This is a genomic window from Streptomyces sp. NBC_00154 (genome assembly GCF_026342835.1).
In the GTDB taxonomy this organism is placed as follows: domain Bacteria; phylum Actinomycetota; class Actinomycetes; order Streptomycetales; family Streptomycetaceae; genus Streptomyces.
Map to the genome: position 1 here is coordinate 1,633,723 of NZ_JAPEMI010000002.1, position 17,151 is coordinate 1,650,873.

14 protein-coding genes and 5 pseudogenes are annotated in these 17,151 nt (G+C 67.6%); 8 read left to right on the forward strand and 11 right to left on the reverse strand.

The window, feature by feature from the left end; all coding sequences use genetic code 11:
* Nucleotides 1-215: 215 nt before the first annotated feature.
* Nucleotides 216-1,988 carry a PP2C family protein-serine/threonine phosphatase gene (locus OHA03_RS44145; RefSeq protein ID WP_267009526.1) on the forward strand — a complete coding sequence of 591 codons (1,773 nt, stop codon included), beginning with the start codon at nt 216-218 and terminating at the stop codon, nt 1,986-1,988.
* Nucleotides 1,985-2,452 (forward strand): response regulator, encoded by a 468-nt coding sequence (locus tag OHA03_RS44150; RefSeq protein WP_267009527.1) that lies wholly within the window; start codon nt 1,985-1,987, stop codon nt 2,450-2,452. The genes OHA03_RS44145 and OHA03_RS44150 overlap by 4 nt, the downstream gene beginning before the upstream one ends.
* Here OHA03_RS44150 and OHA03_RS44155 read toward each other — a convergent pair.
* A complete protein-coding gene (locus OHA03_RS44155; protein ID WP_267009528.1) occupies nt 2,434-4,722 on the reverse strand; it encodes an ATP-binding protein in 2,289 nt (762 codons plus the stop codon). The two genes, OHA03_RS44150 and OHA03_RS44155, sit on opposite strands and share 19 nt — an antisense overlap.
* A 156-nt stretch (nt 4,723-4,878) precedes the next feature.
* Here OHA03_RS44155 and OHA03_RS44160 point away from each other — a divergent pair.
* A pseudogene (locus tag OHA03_RS44160) lies at nt 4,879-5,266 on the forward strand (GNAT family N-acetyltransferase); the annotation flags it as partial.
* A gap of 210 nt (nt 5,267-5,476) precedes the next feature.
* Here the strand turns inward: OHA03_RS44160 and OHA03_RS44165 are convergent.
* From OHA03_RS44165 to OHA03_RS44185, 5 genes and pseudogenes are all read right to left on the reverse strand, one after another.
* Nucleotides 5,477-5,920 (reverse strand): annotated as a pseudogene (locus OHA03_RS44165) (Ig-like domain repeat protein); the annotation flags it as partial.
* Nucleotides 5,919-6,122: pseudogene (locus OHA03_RS44170) on the reverse strand (hemerythrin domain-containing protein); the annotation flags it as partial. The pseudogenes OHA03_RS44170 and OHA03_RS44165, both read right to left, overlap by 2 nt.
* A 239-nt stretch (nt 6,123-6,361) precedes the next feature.
* On the reverse strand, nt 6,362-7,492 hold the full coding sequence (locus OHA03_RS44175; RefSeq protein ID WP_267009529.1) for a site-2 protease family protein: 1,131 nt from the start codon (nt 7,490-7,492) through the stop codon (nt 6,362-6,364).
* Nucleotides 7,493-7,654: 162 nt separating this feature from the next.
* Nucleotides 7,655-8,442, reverse strand: a pseudogene (locus OHA03_RS44180) (methyltransferase); the annotation flags it as partial.
* Nucleotides 8,443-8,582: 140 nt separating this feature from the next.
* Entirely contained in the window at nt 8,583-9,737 is a 1,155-nt protein-coding gene (locus OHA03_RS44185) for a magnesium and cobalt transport protein CorA (protein ID WP_267009530.1), read from the reverse strand.
* Nucleotides 9,738-10,025: 288 nt separating this feature from the next.
* Between OHA03_RS44185 and OHA03_RS44190 the strand changes: the two genes are divergently transcribed.
* Nucleotides 10,026-10,760: a VOC family protein gene (locus tag OHA03_RS44190; protein ID WP_267009686.1), complete on the forward strand. Its 735-nt coding sequence runs from the start codon at nt 10,026-10,028 to the stop codon at nt 10,758-10,760.
* Nucleotides 10,761-10,884: 124 nt separating this feature from the next.
* Here OHA03_RS44190 and OHA03_RS44195 read toward each other — a convergent pair whose 3' ends face one another.
* Nucleotides 10,885-11,370, reverse strand: a complete 486-nt coding sequence (locus OHA03_RS44195; RefSeq protein WP_267009531.1) for an SRPBCC family protein — start codon at nt 11,368-11,370, stop codon at nt 10,885-10,887.
* A gap of 1,312 nt (nt 11,371-12,682) precedes the next feature.
* Between OHA03_RS44195 and OHA03_RS44205 the strand changes: the two genes are divergently transcribed.
* From OHA03_RS44205 to OHA03_RS44220, 4 genes and pseudogenes are all read left to right on the forward strand, one after another.
* Nucleotides 12,683-12,955, forward strand: coding sequence for a DUF5133 domain-containing protein (locus OHA03_RS44205; RefSeq protein ID WP_267009533.1), 273 nt, complete (start codon nt 12,683-12,685; stop codon nt 12,953-12,955).
* Nucleotides 12,956-13,117: 162 nt separating this feature from the next.
* A complete protein-coding gene (locus OHA03_RS44210; RefSeq protein WP_267009534.1) occupies nt 13,118-13,807 on the forward strand; it encodes a HemK2/MTQ2 family protein methyltransferase in 690 nt (229 codons plus the stop codon).
* Nucleotides 13,808-13,820: 13 nt separating this feature from the next.
* Nucleotides 13,821-13,979: pseudogene (locus OHA03_RS44215) on the forward strand (CDGSH iron-sulfur domain-containing protein); the annotation flags it as partial.
* A gap of 166 nt (nt 13,980-14,145) precedes the next feature.
* Nucleotides 14,146-15,234 carry a glutamate--cysteine ligase gene (locus OHA03_RS44220; protein ID WP_267009535.1) on the forward strand — a complete coding sequence of 363 codons (1,089 nt, stop codon included), beginning with the start codon at nt 14,146-14,148 and terminating at the stop codon, nt 15,232-15,234.
* 185 nt (nt 15,235-15,419) lie between these two features.
* Here the strand turns inward: OHA03_RS44220 and OHA03_RS44225 are convergent, their stop codons facing one another.
* Genes OHA03_RS44225 through OHA03_RS44240 form a run of 4 tightly spaced genes read right to left on the reverse strand, consistent with a single transcriptional unit; the run spans nt 15,420 to nt 17,095 of the window.
* A complete protein-coding gene (locus tag OHA03_RS44225; protein WP_267009536.1) occupies nt 15,420-15,992 on the reverse strand; it encodes a hypothetical protein in 573 nt (190 codons plus the stop codon).
* On the reverse strand, nt 15,989-16,516 hold the full coding sequence (locus tag OHA03_RS44230; protein ID WP_267009537.1) for a DUF6286 domain-containing protein: 528 nt from the start codon (nt 16,514-16,516) through the stop codon (nt 15,989-15,991). The genes OHA03_RS44225 and OHA03_RS44230 overlap by 4 nt, the downstream gene beginning before the upstream one ends.
* A complete protein-coding gene (locus OHA03_RS44235; RefSeq protein WP_267009538.1) occupies nt 16,513-16,914 on the reverse strand; it encodes an Asp23/Gls24 family envelope stress response protein in 402 nt (133 codons plus the stop codon). Before OHA03_RS44235 ends, OHA03_RS44230 begins: the two co-directional genes overlap by 4 nt.
* Nucleotides 16,886-17,095 carry a hypothetical protein gene (locus tag OHA03_RS44240; protein ID WP_267009539.1) on the reverse strand — a complete coding sequence of 70 codons (210 nt, stop codon included), beginning with the start codon at nt 17,093-17,095 and terminating at the stop codon, nt 16,886-16,888. The genes OHA03_RS44235 and OHA03_RS44240 overlap by 29 nt, the downstream gene beginning before the upstream one ends.
* Nucleotides 17,096-17,151 lie beyond the last annotated feature (56 nt).

Genomic DNA, 17,151 nt, shown 5'->3' on the forward strand with positions numbered 1-17,151 from the left:
CGTTGCCGCTTCACCGGCGACGGCGTCCACTGCACCGTCTCAGTACCGGGCGGGCGGCGCCCCTGCGCGTGCGGGCCCATGGCAATCAGCCTCGCGCGTCTCGTGCGGAGCGCCGCCGCGGGGACCGCGCCTGGAGGCGCCCGGCCGCGGCGTGACATAGCGTTTGCCCTGACGGGCCGGAGCCGACAGCGGCAATGCGGAACGGCGGATCAGCGGTGGAGCAGCACGAGGGCAAAGCTTCCTGTCAGGCGGATGACGGATGGTGGTCCGGCCGTCTGCATGAGCTCTGGAGTCTCGCCGACAGGGCGCAGGACGTGACAGAGCTGGCCGATTCCCTCTACGACATGCTGCTCCGTATGCCCGGTGTGCTGGCCGTCGTGGGCACCCGCTGGAGCGGTGGGCAGCTGCACTATCTGCGCAGTGTCACCTTGACGGAGCCGACGCCATCGTTCGTGGAATTCGAACAGGATTTTGGCGAATCTGCCGCCGCCGGGGCTCCGGGCGGCGATCCGACTGTCACGGTTCACGAGATGTCGGAGCTCGACGGCGCCATGCCGCATGTCCAGGTTCTGGCGACAGCGGGCGTGCGGAGCGTGGCATTGTGTGCTGTGCCGCTGGGGCAGGGCGGTTGGGCGTCGTTCATGGTCGGCACCGCAGACAGGGACGCCGTCGATGCGACGCTACGGGCCCGGTTGAAGCAGGTGGCTGAGGTCACCATGGTCTCCAACAGGCGCATCGCGGCGCGGCGCGAGGACGAGCTGCGTCATGTGAGTGACGCCTTCCTGGCGGAGGCGTCGTTGCAGATGGGTTCGAGCCTTGATGTGGAGAGGACCGTGCGACGGGTGGCTCGAACGGCTGTTCCCGCTGTCGCCGAGGGGTGCGTCCTGCATCTCCGTCTTTCCGGCGGACTGACTCCCGTGGCCTTCTCACACATGGACGCGAGCGAGCAGCAGTGGCTCGGTGCGGTCGCGGCCGAGGACCTCTGGCTCACGGATGTGTTGCAGCAGGTCGTCAACCGCGGGCAGGGGATGGTGTTGCAAGGTGACGATCTGGCAGGAGGTCCCTTCGGGACCACCTCGTCCGGGGCGGGGCATGCTGTCCGTGCGCTCAGTGTGAATCCGCTCAAAGCTCGGGGGCGGGCTCTGGGCACTCTGACGTTCCTCTACCACCGGGTGGACCGCGCTGAGGTGGCCTCGCTGTTCCTTGCCGATCTTGCAGACCGGGCCGCGTTGGCCATCGATACCAGCACCCTCTACGAACAGCGGCGCCAGCACGTGGTCTCCCTCCAGCGACATCTGCTACCGAGAGAGCTACCGCAGATTTCGGGTCTCACTCTGAGTTCGGCATACGAAGTGGGCGATGAATCGCTCGATGTGGGCGGTGACTTCTATGACGCTGTCCCGGGGGCGCAGGGCGGTGTGACGCTCCTTATCGGTGACGTCTGCGGTCGCGGGGCGGAGGCTGCGGCACTCACTGGTCTGGCCCGCCATACCCTGCGTACCCTGCTCGAGAACGGCAGTACGCCCGAGCACGCGCTGGGACGGCTGAACCGGGCTCTGGTCAGGGAGGGCACGTCCCGCTTCGTGACAGCGCTCGTAGCGGTGCTGGTGTCGGACGGAAAGGGATTTCGCCTGCGTTATTGGAGCGCCGGGCATCCGGCGCCTCTGGTGCGGCGTGAGGATGGCGCCGTGGAAGAGCTCGCGGCCCACGGGGATCTGCTGGGTGTGCTGGAAGAACTCGAGTACGGATCCGGGTCGGCGCATGTGGCGCCGGGGGACGCGCTGGTGCTGTTCACCGACGGGGTGACCGAGGCGAGAGCGGCTGACGGGACGTTCTTCGAATCCTGCCTGCAGGACGCGGTGGCGCAGCAGGGGGCCGGTGAGGCTCAAGGTTTCGCCGAACGGCTGGCAGCGGCCGTTGTGGAATTCCGGGCGGCGGGTGCGGACGACATCGCCGTGCTCGTCGCGCAGGCGGAGATGGTCGCGTGAGCGGGTCAGCCGAGGATCCGAGGATCGATCACGATTTCGTCTGGGTGGTCGAGGATTCGGCAGAGGACGCCGAGGCGATTCAGCGGGCGCTCGGGCGCACTCATCCGGGTCTGACGCTGGAATTCACCGACAGGGGGACGGGAGTCGCCGAGCGGTTGCTGGAAGCCACCCGACGACCGGGGCTCGTTCTCCTGGATCTGCACATGCCCGGTCTCAGTGGAGCCGCGGTGCTCCGATCGATCCGCTCCATGCCTGAACTGAACAACGTGACCGTGGTTGTCTTCACGGCGTACACCGCGCCGGAGGAGGTCGACGCAACCTACGCGGCAGGGGCTGACAGTTACATCTACAAGCCGGTCAACTTCGACCTCTTCCAAACCGTCCTGAAGGGGGCCGTGGACTACTGGCAGAGAAGAGCGAAGGGCGGGGACGAGGGCCCTGCCGCTCAGTCGCCGCCTTCGTGACCCAGAGTGAAGTAGAAGCTGGTCCCGCGGCCTGGTTCGCTCTCGAGCCACAGCTCACCGCCGTGCCGTTCGACGATCCGTTTGACGATCGCGAGACCCACACCGGTGCCTCCGCCGCGCTCGTCCTGCCCGTGCAGTCTGCGGAACAGTTCGAAAACCTCGCCCTGATGTTCGGCCGGGATGCCGATGCCATTGTCGCGGACCACGACGGTCTGCTGGGGGGTCCCGCCAGCCGGCGTGCGGAGGGTGTCGACCAGGACCTCGACCGTGCGGTCTCCTTGATCGGCGGCGTACTTGGCAGCGTTCACCAAGAGGTTGACCAGGACCTCGTAGAGCCGGTGCTCATCGGCGTACACCTCGGGCAGATCCCTTCTGACGACCCGCACGTGGGCCTCGGCCAAACGTTCCCCGGCCACCTCAAGTGCGGAGTCCAGCACCCGGTCCAGTGGGACACGGATGCGGTGCAGCCCACCTCGGCCCAGCCGCGCGAAGTGCAGCAGCGAGTCGAGCAGGTCATCCATCCGGCCGGCCAGTCGCCGCATGGTGAGCATCCGTCGCACAGTCGTCGCGTCGAGGTCCGCTGCGGCATCCTCGATGACGAAGGTCGCGGCGTTGAAGATGCCGCGCAGTGGTTCCTTGAGGTCGTGGGCTGCCGCATGGGCGAACGAGTCGAGGTCGGAGTTGGTGACGCGTAGCTGTTCGGTAAGCGCTGTCAGTTCGGCCTCGTGCCGGAACACGAGACCGGTCAGCGTGCGCCACAGCTCCTGCGCGGTGGCGCGGTCGGTCGGCGTCCAGGGCAGGCTCCGTCCACGAACCACCGCGCGGAAGACGGCACCCGACCCGCGAGGAGTGAGCCGCTCGCCTCGCGGGCCGACCAGGACGGGCTTGGAAGGGTCGGTGGCCCATTGGCGGGCGCTGGGACGGTCCCTGCGGAACCAGGCGAGGAAGTCGCCCGAGCGGCTCAGCGTTACCATCAGGATCCCCGCCGGACCGCTTTCCGTCATGTCGCCGCCGGGTTGGTCCGGTTCCTCGGACAGGCGGTCCGTACTCCAGACCGTGCCTGGTGACAGCCCTACCGCGCGTGCCTGGAGGGTCTCCAGCAGAGCGGGTGCGACACGCATCCCGCTGGAGGTGCTGCGCCCGCCCCGGCAGAGCACCGCACCATCGGCGTCCAGCAGTGTTCTGAGGGCGTCGTCGCCCGCCAGAAGTGAGCCCTCCAGATCGGACGTGACCCGGGAGATGATCTGATCAAGCCGCTCACGGGAGGCGGTGAGCGCCTCAGCCTGCTCTCGTTCTTCGATGACCGCGAGTTGCAGGGAGAAAGCGACACCGAAGAACTCACATACCGCCCGCAGTTCCGGGGGAATGGTGGCGGGGGCGTCGCCGTGACAGGCGATCAGCCCCCACAGCTCGCCCTCCCGGAGGACACTCACCGACATCGACGATTTCACACCGATGTTCCGCAGGTACTCCAGATGAAAGCCGGACACGGTGCGCAGTACGGAATTCGACAGGTCCAATGGCAGGCCTGAGCCTGCCCGTCGCGGGGGGTGCAAGCCCACACTGACGTCGTCCACGTCAGCGATCACCCGAATCCAGTTGTCGCGGTATAGCCGCCTCGCCTGGGGCGGGATGTCACTGGCGGGGAACCAGAGCCCCAGCCAGGGTTCGTGGCCGTCGGTGAGTTCCTCCGCGACCACCTCTCCTGGCCCGTCCTCGCCCTCGAAGCGGTAGGCGACCACACGGTCTAAGCCGGTCAGCGCCCGGATCTCATGGGTGGCCGCCTGGCAGCACTCGGCTGCCGTCGTCGCCGACCGAAGCCGTGTCAGGGCTCGCCGAACCCCCTGGTAGTAGCGCGAGAAATGCGGCAACGCGACGGCTCGCGGCTCGCACTCCAGGATCAGAAAGGGCCCCTGCCGGTGTGCGGTCACGTCGAACATCCGGGGCGCGCCTGCCACGTCGATGGAGACAGGGAGAACCAGGCTTGCCGCCTCGTGCTGAGCGCTGACCTCAAGAGCCTCGGCCCAGTCCTCGGGGGACAGCACCCGCGTGATGGGTCCCCCGACCAACTCCTGGGCCGCGATCCCCAGCAAGCAACCGGTGTTCAGAGCTGCGGTGTCCACGGTGCCGGTATCGGCCTCCACCGCGAGCAGGGTGCCGTGGGACTGGATCCTGCCCAGTAGATGAATGGGCTCCTCAACGCATTCGCTGAGGTCGAAGCCCAGGGCCGCCGCGGCCTCGGCCTCCCGCCCCGGGTCCGGAAGGGACATCTCTTCTCCCTCGTACCGTTTTCTCGATCCGGTCTGGTCGGCCGTCCGGCCCGCCGAGATCCTTCCACGACACCTTGGGGCCGAAAGGCTGCTGCGGGCGCGTGTCGTCGCTCCGGCGGCGGCCACCTGCCGGGCTGCCGGCGGGATAGGTCGCTCGCCCTGTTCGGGCGGATCTCCACGAAGGTCTATGCCCAGGACCTGTTCGATGTCTGGGCTGTTCGTCGGGACGGACTCCTGGTCGGGCATGCCGAGATCAAGCCGACCGACGCTGCCGGAGGCCACGAGAATCTACGCTCCGGCTCCGGCGGCCTGGGGGTTTGGCCTGGAAACCGAGCTGGCGGAAGCGATCACCGCCTATGGCTTCGGCGCCCTCGGACTGACCAGGGTTCACGCCACCGTAGCTGCATCGAACAAGGCCTCACCGACCCTGCTGGACAGAATCCGTTTCGAGCATGTCCGGGACGTCGAAGAGGACGACAGCAGCACCACCTGCGTGTTGGTCCGCTGTCTGAATGCGAGCGACAAGTCGCCCCTCGCACGATAGGACGTGCCTGCGTTCGTCCCATGGGCGTCGAAGGCGTGACCGGGTCGCGGAACACGGCGGCGGTGGAGGACGTCGCGTACCTGTGGGTGCGTTGTCCCGGGCCGAGGGCGGGCAGCGTGTCTTCCCTGCGACGCACTCGGCCGCCTCTGCACCGCCGCCGGTACGGCCCGGTGGAGTCGGGGGCCGTACCGGTTCGGCTTCGGGATGGGCTCAGTTGGTGAAGGTGAAGTACTTCCAAGCACCGTGCGTTGTGGAGTTGACGGTGTCGCCGGAGGAGCTGTTGATGTATGACGAGCGCATTCGGGCGCGGATACCGGACTCGCCCGCTGCCTCCAGGCGCACGGCCGACTTGCCGTTCGTGGCCAGGGCAAAGTACTGGGAGCCCGAGTCGTACCAGGAGCCCTGGTAGTACACCTGGAGCTGGAAGCGCTGCTTGCGGCCGGCGTAGTAGTTCATCGTTGTGGTGAACACCGGGTCGGTGTTCTTGCGGAAGTAGTAGTAGGTCGTGGAGCCGATCTTGCCTGTCTTGTAGTGCTTGGAGACGGTGGTGGAGATCTTCGCGTGGGCGTACGCCGTTGACTTCACGGTTTTGGAGGCGGAGCGGGCGTCGCCGGCGAAGACCGCGGTGACGGTGGTGTCACGGGTCATGTCGACGATCGCCGATCCAGTCGCCGCCCTCAACGTGCTTGCGCACCGCCGGGTACAGGTGCATCTCCTTGGCGACGGAATGGCGTACCAGTTCAATGGTCAGGTCATCGGCCAGCTTCCTGCGCCGCTTGTCGCCGACCGGCTGCGCCTCGATCTTCTCGAACAGTTCGTCGACCTCGCGGTGATCGGTGGTGAGTTCCGCGATCACATTTCCGCCGTAAGGGGGAATCCCTCCGCTTGTGTGGCGTGAGCTGAAGACAGCTCACCGTTCCACACGCGTACCCCCGGAGCTCCTCAACACGCACAGCAGCGCAGCACGCTGGGAGACTGACGTCCGGGCCGGGTCCGCGCGCAGGTGAGCTGCCGCACGCCTGGGCGCGCCCCCCGCGGCGCAACACCAGGGCCACCCCCTACCAACCTTCGCCGACGACGCTGCGGGCCCCCAACTCAGTCGGGCCCCTGGCCCCCCAACCCGTGCCGCTGGATCATCCGTGAGATGTCCTTCGCGGTGACGATCCCCACCAGACGGCCCCCGTCCACGACGAGAATGCGCATGCCACCACCCGGGCGGAGCTTCTCGAGAGTGTCACTCAGAAGATCAGTCGGGGCGGCAACCGCGCACTGTGAGAGCGGCATCGCCACCTCGCGCACGCGCACGGCCTCCCGGCGCGCTCCCGGTATCCGGGCAAGCCTGCGTACTTCAACGATCCCACTGGGACGGCCCTCGAAATCGAGCAGTGGCACGGCGGAATGGCGGGAGTTCACCGCCACGTCGTCGATGAAATGCCGGATGGTCAGCCAGTCGGCGCCGGTGGTCACCGGGCTGGACATGGCATCGGCGACCTTGACGCCCCGCAGTGCCGTGTGGATCACGGCGCGCTGCCGTTCGGCGCCGGCGACGACCGTGATGAAGAGACCGACGAAGACGAGCCACAGCCCGCCCGGCACCCCGCGGAGGAAGGAGATCCAACCGAAGGCCATCAGGAGGCCGCCCATGACCTGACCGCTCAGGGAGGCAGCCCGATCCGCACGGTCCCGGTCTCCGGTTCGCCACCACAACAGTGCCTGCACCACCCTTCCGCCGTCGAGCGGCGCAGCGGGCAGTAGGTTGAATGCCCCCAGGAACAGGTTCGCCCAGCCGAGCCACACCAGCACAGCGGCGGGCACCGCCCAGCCGGACATCGCATGCAGCCCGATTCCCGCTCCGAGCGCGACACCCCCGACGGCCAGGCTGGTGAGTGGCCCGCTGACCGCCACCGCGAAAGCCACCGCCGCCGTCTGCGGTCGCCCCATCCGGGTCATCCCACCCAGCGCCCACAGCGTCACATCCTGTACCGCGATCTTCTTCCTGCGGGCAGTCGCAGCGTGCGCCGTCTCGTGGAGCAGGAGGCTGAGCATGAGCAGCACGGCCCCCACGGCACTGGCGAACGTGTACACCGCATTCGAGCGCCCTGGAGTCCATGCCGGGAGAGTCTGGCGGCCAAGACCGTACGCGAACAGGATCACCAGCAGCGGCATGCTCCAGTGCATCCGCAATGGCACCCCGACAACTTGTCCGACACGGACCGATCCGTTCATCGTCGTCTCCTGTCGGCCCGGAACCCGGTCCGTCGGGCAGGATCTCGCGACCTGACTCCGAACCGACCAGCACCGGACCCACCCACAATTGTCGCTCTCGGAAGCTCCCGCCCACGACAGCCCCGGTCTGCCCACAGGCGCCGGAGCCGAGGTAGCTGAGGCTCAGGCAACCTCGAGACGCCACAACGACGTGACCTCGCCCGCACGGGCTCTGTGCAAAAGGTTCGACGGATCCGTGGCACGCGGGTGGCACCACTTCGTGACCGTGCGGGACAGCACGCGCAGGCCCGCCGCTGCGATCGCGTCCGGCAGTTCTGTACGTCTGCGAAGCCCGAGGCGTTCCGCGAGGTCGGAGAGGTCGTACACCGCCCGGTCCAGCGGCGTGCGGGGGCGGTCCGGGAGCCAGGGTGGGTTGCAGATGATCAGGTGGGCGCGGCCTGCCGGGAAGAGATGGGCATGCCGTACGTCGATCCTGTCGGCCAGGCCGAGGCGGGCGGCGTTGTCACGGGCGCAATCCACGGCGCGCGCCTCCTGGTCGTGGCGACGATGCGGCGCACTCCACGACGGGCGAGGACGGCGGACAGCACTCCCGTACCCGTGCCGATGCCGAAGGCCGTGTCCCCCGCAGGCAGTTCGGTCTCGGCCGCCAGGTCGACGTACTCGCTGCGGACCGGGGAGAAGACCCCGTATTGCGGGTGGATGCGGCTGCCGCCGAGCGCCGGGATCTCCACGTCTTTCCTGCGCCATTCGTACGCGCCGATCACGCCGAGCAATTCACGCAGCGAGCCGACTCCGGGCCCTGCGCACAGGCCGTGCGCGTGGGTGCAGGCATCCTGCGCCCGGGGCCCGCGGCGCAGCGGGACCGTCCAGTCGCCCTCATACGGAATGAGCAGCATGCCCAGCAGCCGCGCCCGGCGCACCTGTTCGCGACGGTGCAGCCGAAATGCCTCGGGACGCTGTCCGCCGACGGTTTACGTCCTGGCGCCGGCCGGTCGTCGTACCAGGCAGTAGCCGGGTGTCGTCGCGGTTGGCACGCTGCGTGCCCACGGCGTCGACCTCGTGCTGATCCGGCGCGATGGCCACGGGGTTGCTAGAGCCAGTCGCGGCGTTTGAAGGCTACGTACAGGCCGACGCAGACCACGGCCATCAGGGCGATGGCGAAGGGGTAACCGAGGACCCAGTGCAGCTCGGGCATGTGGTCGAAGTTCATGCCGTAGACGGTGCCGATGAGGGTGGGCGCGAAGAGGATGGCCGCCCAGGCGGAGACCTTCTTGATCTCGTCGTTCTGGGCGTGGCCGGCCTCGGCCAGCTGCTTCATCTCCTCGTTCTGGGCCTGATTGACCAGAGTGGCGTTGACGGTGAGGATGTCGCCGAGCATCTCGCGGAAGCTGTCCACGCGCTCGACCACGGTGGTGTCGTGGTCGGCGACGTCACGCAGGTAACGCTGAAGCTCCTCGTCCGTGCCGTACTTTTCGAAACCGGCCTCGAGCCCGCGCATGATGGTCAGGAGCGGCCGGGTGGCGCGCTGGAACTCGACGACTTCGCGGGAGAGTTCGTAGATACGGCGGGAGACCTTCGGGTCGCCGCCGAACACCTCGGTCTCGATCTCGTCGATGTCGTGCTGGAGGCCCGCCACCACGGGCGCGTAACCGTCGACCACCGCGTCCAGGATCGCGTACAGCACCGCCTCGGGGCCGAGCGCCAGCAGCTCGGGGTCGCCCTCCAGTCGCTTGCGGACGATGGCCAGGTCGGGTGCCTGGCTGTGCCGTACGGTCAGCACGAATCCGGGGCCGACGAACAGATGGAGTTCCCCGAAGTCCACCTCCTCGGCTTCGTCCATGTACCGGGCGGAGCGCAGCACGACGAAAAGCGTGTCCCCGTAGCGCTCCAGTTTCGGTCGCTGGTGGGCCACGATGGCGTCCTCGACGGCCAGCTCGTGCAGCCCGAACTGCTCCGCCGCCTCCCACAGCTGCGCGGGGGAAGGGCGGTACAGCCCGATCCACGCCATGGTGCCCGGTTCCCCCGGAAGCCGCTCGTAGATCTCCTCCAGCGTCGAGGGCGTTGCGATCCGACGTCCGGCACGGTAGATCGCCGCGTCCACCACGCTGCGGGCCAGCGACGCGGGGGGCTCTTCCTGCTCCGCCCGTGGATCCATCGAATGCTCGGGGGCCGGGTCCGGCCCGTGTCCGCCCGGGCTCAGCGGCCACTTACCCGCTCGGGCCGCACGCGATCGCCAATCGGACATGACAGAAACCTCCAGAAGGAAATCCACCTGAGTTCGGTCCATGTGGCGGCTCCGAATCAGGTGGTACCTGGCCGGGCGAGGTCTCTTGCAAACCGGCCCTCGGCACAAAACAGCCTATGGGCGGCCGCCACACCTGTCGTGTCGCGGCCGGTAGGGCGCTGAGCCCCAGTGGCTCGACCTGCCCGGCGCTACTGTGGGACGTGCCGGTAGTACGTGACGGGCGAGGAGATGGCAGGCATGTCAACCTCAAGCCACGCGATGTTCGGCGCTCCGTGTTGGGTCAGCCTCATGACCCATGATCTCGAAGCGGCGCAGCAGTTCTACGGTTCTGTCCTCGACTGGACGTTCCGTCGAGCTCGGGTCGGGGACGCCTGCTCCGTCGGTCTTCACGAGGGGATTCCGGTCGCCGGTATCGGCGCGCTCGCACGGGATCTCGCTGTGGCCGTGGTGTGGACGCCGTACTTCGCCGTTGACGACGCCGACGTGACCACAGCACGGATCCGCGAGCGCTGCGCCACGCTGGCCGTCGGCCCCCTCTCCTTCGGCACCGGCCGGGCGGCACTGGCCGCGGACCGTGACGGCGCAGTCTTCGGGATCTGGGAGGGAGAGGTCATCCCGGACTGGGGGGTGGGTCGCAAAGGGGCCCCCGCTTGGCTCGAACTGCGTACCAGAGATGCTTTCGATGCCGCCATCTTCTATGGCGAAGTCCTCGACTGGGGCGGCGAGCGACCGGGCAGCTGCCAAGTCGCCTACGAAAACGATCACGTCGTGCTCCGTCACGGCGAAGACACGGTGGCGCGGCTCAGCGGCGGAGCCGTGGAGGCTGCTCCCGACCCGCAGGTCCGACCGCGCTGGCACGTCCATTTCCGGGTGCCTGACATCGAGGCTGCCGTTCACACGGCCACTGGCCTCGGAGGCAGCAGCGTCTCTCCCGTGGAGCAATCCGAGACCGATCGCTGGATCACGCTGCGTGACCCGGAGGGTGGACTGTTCACCGTCACCTCGCCCCGGCTCGGGGACTGAGCCCTCCGGAGGCGGATCGCCGGGCATCCGCCGAGAGAGCCTGCCGAGGCCCCGCCCGACGGCCCGAGAGCGGACGACACGCGGGCACATCGACCGGTTCGGAGCCGTCCCTGACGGACGGCTGTTACGCATCGTTGTTGCGGTCAGTCGCCAGTGCGTCACGGGGGTCGGCGTCGGGTGGCATGTCCTCGACGACCTTGGCGAGTCGCCCGAGCATGGTGCGGTGTCGGATCTGCAGGAGGGCGTCGAGGGCGGCGTTGTGGAACTTCCCTCCCGGCCCGCGCAAAGGGTGTTCGTCGACAATCACGAGGGTGTTGTCGCCCCAGGGCCGGATGTCGAAGGAGATTCGTGCGGTGCCGAGCGGACCGTTATCGGCCTCGAGTTCGAGTGCACCGGGCCGGTCGATGCGACGGACGGTGGTGTGGCCCTGGAACTCCTTGGGGCCCAGACGCACCGTGTAGTCGATCGAAGATCCGACCTCGGGCCATCGGCCTTCCCTCGGGCCGGTTTCGTGCGTGCCGACGACCCAGTCGCCGTAGCGGGTTTCGTCCTCGAGGAGGGACCACACCACACCTGGCTTACGGAGGATGAGCTGGTGCCGTACGGCCATGATCGCCTCCTACGCATTCGGCTCCGCTGTCGAGGTCGTTCGATTGCTCGGCCGCCGGCAGCCAGCGCACTGCGCCGATTGCCGGCGGGCCCAGGACGAACGCAGAACTCTGAGGGAACGGAGCTGGTGCGTACTGCCGCCGCATCTCCTCAGGTGGCTGGAGGCCTGTCTGTCGGATCAGCCCTCCCGCGAGCCCGGCGTGATCCGATGGAGTGGGCCTAACCTACCCCTGCCTGGATTTTTTGTCGGGAGGATCCTGAGGGTCAACCCCGGTGGTTGCCGAGGCGTCCTTGGTGCCGCTGGGGCGCTGTGAACGGCCTCTACGGCCCGTGTCGTGCATGCCTTCCTCGGAACCCTTGGCGCGCTCTTCGCCTCTGCGACCGGTGCTTTTCGCGGTGTCGCCGGCGACGTCCTTGTTTTCCTCTTTGGAGATCTTCCTGCCGGGTCCCGGGCCGGGTGCGTGCTCCTCGGGGTGGAAGGAGCGATGCGCGCTTGGATTGTCCTGTTGGCGAGTCTCGTCCACGTCCGACGCCCAGCCGTGCTGCTGGGTTCCTTTGTGTCGGCTCGGACCTTCGCCGTGCGGCGGCTGGGATGGCTTTGGATGTTTGGGCATGAGTAGGCCTGCCTGCCTGTGGGGGGTGGGGTCCGGTCTGCGAACGCGAAAACTCTTCGCAGTTCCCTTGCAAAAATTCTGCCATTCATTACGAAGGTGGGCATATCGGGTCTATACCGCATAGCACCGAGTGTGCGCACGGGAGTCGCCTCCAGTATTCGAATGACCGTGCGAGGAAGATGTGCCTTCCAACAGGTCTTTCATCGGAAGTGCGCACGCTCGGCGGAGCGCCTCCCGGCCCTCGTAACGCTGGGGTCTTGCGGCCGAGGCGCGCGGCGAGGGGGGAGATGACGGCCGTCGGGACCGGCGAGGGCTGACTGATGGATGGTCGCTCGGACCAGGCCCTCGGGGGAGCGTGAAGTCGACGCCTCGCATGCGCAGGCCGGAGACGCGGCTTCCGGGCTGGGGGAGTCGACCGCTGACGTCTCCTGGGAGGGCCAGTGAGACCTCGACCTGCTGAGGCAGGAGCGCCAGTGGATGGGCACCTTCGAACGACAACCGCCACGGCCACGCCACGTGTACCGACGGCTCCGGCGCGTTGCCTTCCCGCTCGTCGTCACTTCGCGGTACGAAAGGGCCCTGCTCCCACCCCGCACCGGCGTCGCGGTCGCGCAGTCGGAAGTGTGGCCGCCGCAGCTCGGGGTAGTCGGCCGGTCAGGCCAACGGCCCGTCCAGAGTTGTCGAGCGGAAGGATCGTCCATGTTGATGGCTCACCCGGCCGTACTGCGGAGCTTGATCGAGCAGCACGAGACTCTGATGGTGCTGGAGGCCGAGAGCGGCGCCCGTGACGCGCGGCAGCGGATAGGCGATGTGGCATACACGCTGTGTGTGGCCACGGGCACGGGGGACATCGACAGTGCGCTGGTGGCCGCCCGTTATCAGTTGCCGGGGGCCCGTCCTCAGGATGACTCCCTGCTGGCGGCCGGACCCGTGAACCTGCCGTCGGGCGCAATCACAGGCATCCTGAGATGACTGGAGTGGTCCGTCAGGACGGCGTAACACAGGGAGCCCGGAAGGAAGGCTGAAGGCAACCGGCGACCAACGCGCAGCACATCTCCGGCCGGTCAGAGGCGCCGCGCTGCCTTCCCGACCGCCGGGGCATGGCGCGTGAAAGTCTCACAGGGAGATTCCTTCATGGCTTCCGAGTCTGCAGAAACAGCAGAATCCCCCTACCCTTTTGTGATCACGCTGCCCGGCGTCTACGCGCCGCAGCACGACACGCGGCTGCTGATGGTCGCCCTGGACCGGGAACACGTCGCAGCGGGTTCGGATGTGCTGGATCTCGGAACGGGGAGCGGCGCTTTGGCCGTGCGCGCCGCTCAGCTCGGTGGACGGGTGACGGCCGTGGACATCGCGCGCTGTGCCGTGGCGACCACGCGGCTCAACGCGCTGTTGCACCGCCAGCGCATCACTGTTCGCCACAGTGATCTGGCCTCCGCCCTGCAGGACCGTCGCTACGACCTCATTCTTTGCAACCCGCCGTATGTCCCGGCTCCGCACGCCCGGGTGCCCACGCATGGTTCGTCGCGAGCCTGGGACGCGGGGTTCGACGGCCGGGCGGTCGTGGACCGTGTCTGCGATGGCGCCCCTGCCGCGCTGCGCACCGCAGGCGTGCTCCTGATGGTGCACTCCGGGTTGTGCGATCCCGCTGCCACTCTGCGCCGCCTGTCCCGCGGCGGCCTCAAAGCGACAGTTAGCGCACACGCGCGCGTCCCGCTCGGGCCTGTTCTCCTGTCCAGGCAGAGCTGGCTCCAGGAACGGCATCTGATGAAGGCCAACGATTCATATGAGGAACTGGTGGTCATCCGTGCCGAACGCCCCTGAATCCAGGCGTCGTATCACTCTGAACGACAACGGGCCCTGGCTGGTGGAAGGGTCGGTGGAGGTGACCGGTACCGATGGCACCACCGTGGCCTCGTACCGCTTCACCGTCGCCATATGTACATGTCGCCGCAGCCACATCTATCCCTGGTGCGACACCAGCCACCGGCGACGCACCGGGCGGGGCGCCACAGATCCGTCTTCCGACGGTCGAAGGCTCGACGAGCCGCATGCGGAGGCTCGACGACAGGCAGATCCTGTGGCGAGCCACGAGTTGAGCGAGCGCGACGACGAGCTCTGTGGAGGGATCGGTCAGTCAGCCGAGGAGAGAGGGCACGGCTGTGCGGAGCGTGGGTGTTGAGGAGGAACTTCTCCTGGTTGACGCGGAGAGCGGTGAACCACAGGCACTGTCGACAGCGGTTTTGGCCATGGTGGACCGACATGCCGAAGGAGAGTGTGCCTTCGAGCCCGAGCTGCACCGCCAGCAACTCGAATTTGCCACCCGGCCTCAAACCGACATGGACGAGTTGGCGGAAGAGATAATCCGCCGACGGGTGGAGGCCGCCGGTCACGCGGCCGATGTGGGGGCCGCCGTGGTTGCACTGGCCACGTCCCCGCTCCCTGTCAGCCCGACGATCGGAACCGGTGAGCGGTATCACTGGCTGGAGCAGCATTTCGGACTGACCGCGCAGGAACAGCTGACATGCGGATGCCATGTCCACGCGTCGGTGGAGTCGGACGAGGAGGGCGTCGCCGTGCTGGACCGCGTGCGGCCCTGGTTGTCGGTGCTGTTGGCCCTGAGTGGGAACTCGCCCTTCTGGCAGGGCCAGGACAGCGGCTACAACAGCTATCGGAGCAGGGTCTGGGGCCGCTGGCCGTCGTCAGGCCCGGTAGATGTATTCGGCTCGGCGGAGCGCTATCACGAGCAGATACGGGCGCTGCTCGACACCGAAGTGCTGCGCGACAGGGGAATGATCTACTTTGATGCGCGCCTCTCCCACCGCTACCCCACCATCGAAGTCAGAGTTGCGGACGTGTGCCTCGATCCGGTGGGCACGGTGCTGCTGGCCACCCTGATTCGTGGTCTGGTCGAGACAGCGGCGCGTGAATGGCGAGCCGGTAAGCCGCCGGCCCGATTCCAGACAGCTCTCCTGCGCATGGCTGCCTGGCGAGCAAGCCGTTCCGGGCTGGATGACCGGCTGCTCCACCCTCTCACCATGCATCCCGAACCCGCCGAAACCGTGGCTCGTGCGCTGCTGGCGCATGTGCGCGGGGCCTTGGAGGAGAGCGGCGACCTGAAGGCGGCCGAGGACGCGCTGGACTTTTTGATCACTTCGGGAAACGGGGCGTGTGTCCAGAGAGATCTGATGCGGCGGACCGGTAGCCTCCGGGCCACTGTTACGGAGTGCGTACGGCGCACCCGAGGATGACGAAGAAACCTCGCGTTCATCGCAGCACGGGCTGCAGGACGCGACCCCCTTCTCACCTACACAGTTGTTCCGCGCCGCACCGCGGACTGTCTGCGCTTCCATCCCGCCTGGGCTGAGCCACTTCCCCTTCATTCCCCTGCTGCTCACGGGGAGCCCCGCAGGCATCTACGTACGCCCACAACGGTCTAGTGTGCGCGGGTGCCGGCGTGGGTGGTGAAGCGATACTCGACGGTGAAGGGGAGGGTGTCGAGGTCGAGCGCCTGACGGAGCCGGGGCAGCCCGTGGGTGTTGAGGTGATGGTTGATGGTGGTGAGATCACCGCCCTGCTCGGTGCTGATCACCATTGCGAGGGTGGGGTTTTGGCGGGTTCCGGCGAGCGTGGCGCGGGCGTGGTGGACGCCGGGGTAGGTGGTGACTTCACTGAGGAAGGGAGCGGTGGCAGTGTTCGCAGCCAGTTCGGTGCTGCCCCGCTCGGGGTTCTGCTCGAGGTGCCAGGTGCGGGTTTTGGGGCGTCGGGTGACTTGGGCGACGATCCAGCGCAGGATGAGCAGCCCCAGAACGATGGCGGTGGCGGCAGCAATCCAGAGTGCCCAGGTGGGCGGCTCGGCGGTGGCGGGAGTGAGTGTGGCGTCCGAATCCAGGAAGGTGAGTTGGCCGAAGTGAGCCGCCAGGGCGAAGGAGCTTGAGGCGAGCAGGAGGACGCCGATGACGGCGAGGAGGGTGCGGTTGAGGCGGGCTGGGCGGTTGAGGCTGGTCATGATGTGTTCCTGGTGGCACGGAGCTGGATCTTCATGGCCGGACGAGTGAGCGGGGTGACCTCGTCGAGGCGCTGATCCAGGGCGGCGCGCACGGCATCGGTGAGCCCCGCGGTGTTGGTTCGGTGGGTGCGGATGCGGGCGACGATCGTGCGGCGGCCCAGTTTCAGCTTCGCTCTACTGACCCCGTCGACATTCGCGGCTGTGTTCTGCAAGGCGTCGCGCAGGCTACGCCTGGTGATGCCGGCGTCCATGTCACCGGCCAGCGGCAGAACGGTCGGTTTCCCCGGCAGGAGTGCCGCGAGCAGCAGGAGTAGCCCGAGCAGGGCGAATGTGCCGCCGGCGATGAGGGTGCTGGCGTCGCTCCAGTGGGTGCTGTGCAGGGTGTCGGTGACGGAGCGGAAGCTGATGAGCGGGCTCTGACCGGTGATCAGCTGAATGGCGACGACGGCGATCAGCACACAGGCTGCGAGCAGGACCAGCGCGCTGAGAGTGGCCGGGATGGTGCGGCGGGGCCGGCATTTCATTGGACTCTCCTGGTCGGTGAGTCGGGAGCGTGTAGTGCAGTGACGGTGATGTCGACACGGCTGACGGTCAGACCGGTGAGGTCCGCAACGCGGCGTACCAAGCGTGCGCGGGCGTCTTCGGTGGTGTGAGCGACGGATTTTGGATAGGCGACGGACAGGCGAACATCGAGCGCCGCAACTGAGTCGCCACTGACCTTCGCGGCAACCCGGGCCGAGTCTTCGGCGTGTTCCCCTGGGACCGCTATACCGAGCACCCGGCCGGGCGTTCCGCCGATGTTCTCGACTTCGGTCAACACCCGGGCGGCGATGCGTTCCACAGCGCGGTCGGAGATCGTTGTGCAGCCTCGCTGCGCCGCGCCGGACTCTCCTTCAGCTGACGTGGTGATCGCGGTGTCCATGGAAGTCGTCCCTGTCACGGCCGGTGAGTTGGGCGAGGTCGAGCTTGCCGTCGAGGTATCGCCCTACCAGCAGCCCCACCGTCCCGAGAACGAGGACGATGAGGAAGGCTTCGAAACCGCCGAACGCGGCGGTGAGGCCGAGGACGAGCCCTGTCAGGAGGCCCATCTGAGTGGACGTCATGTCAATTCTCCTTGGTGCCGTACGTTGCCCTGACGGTGGCCATGCGGCATTGAGCC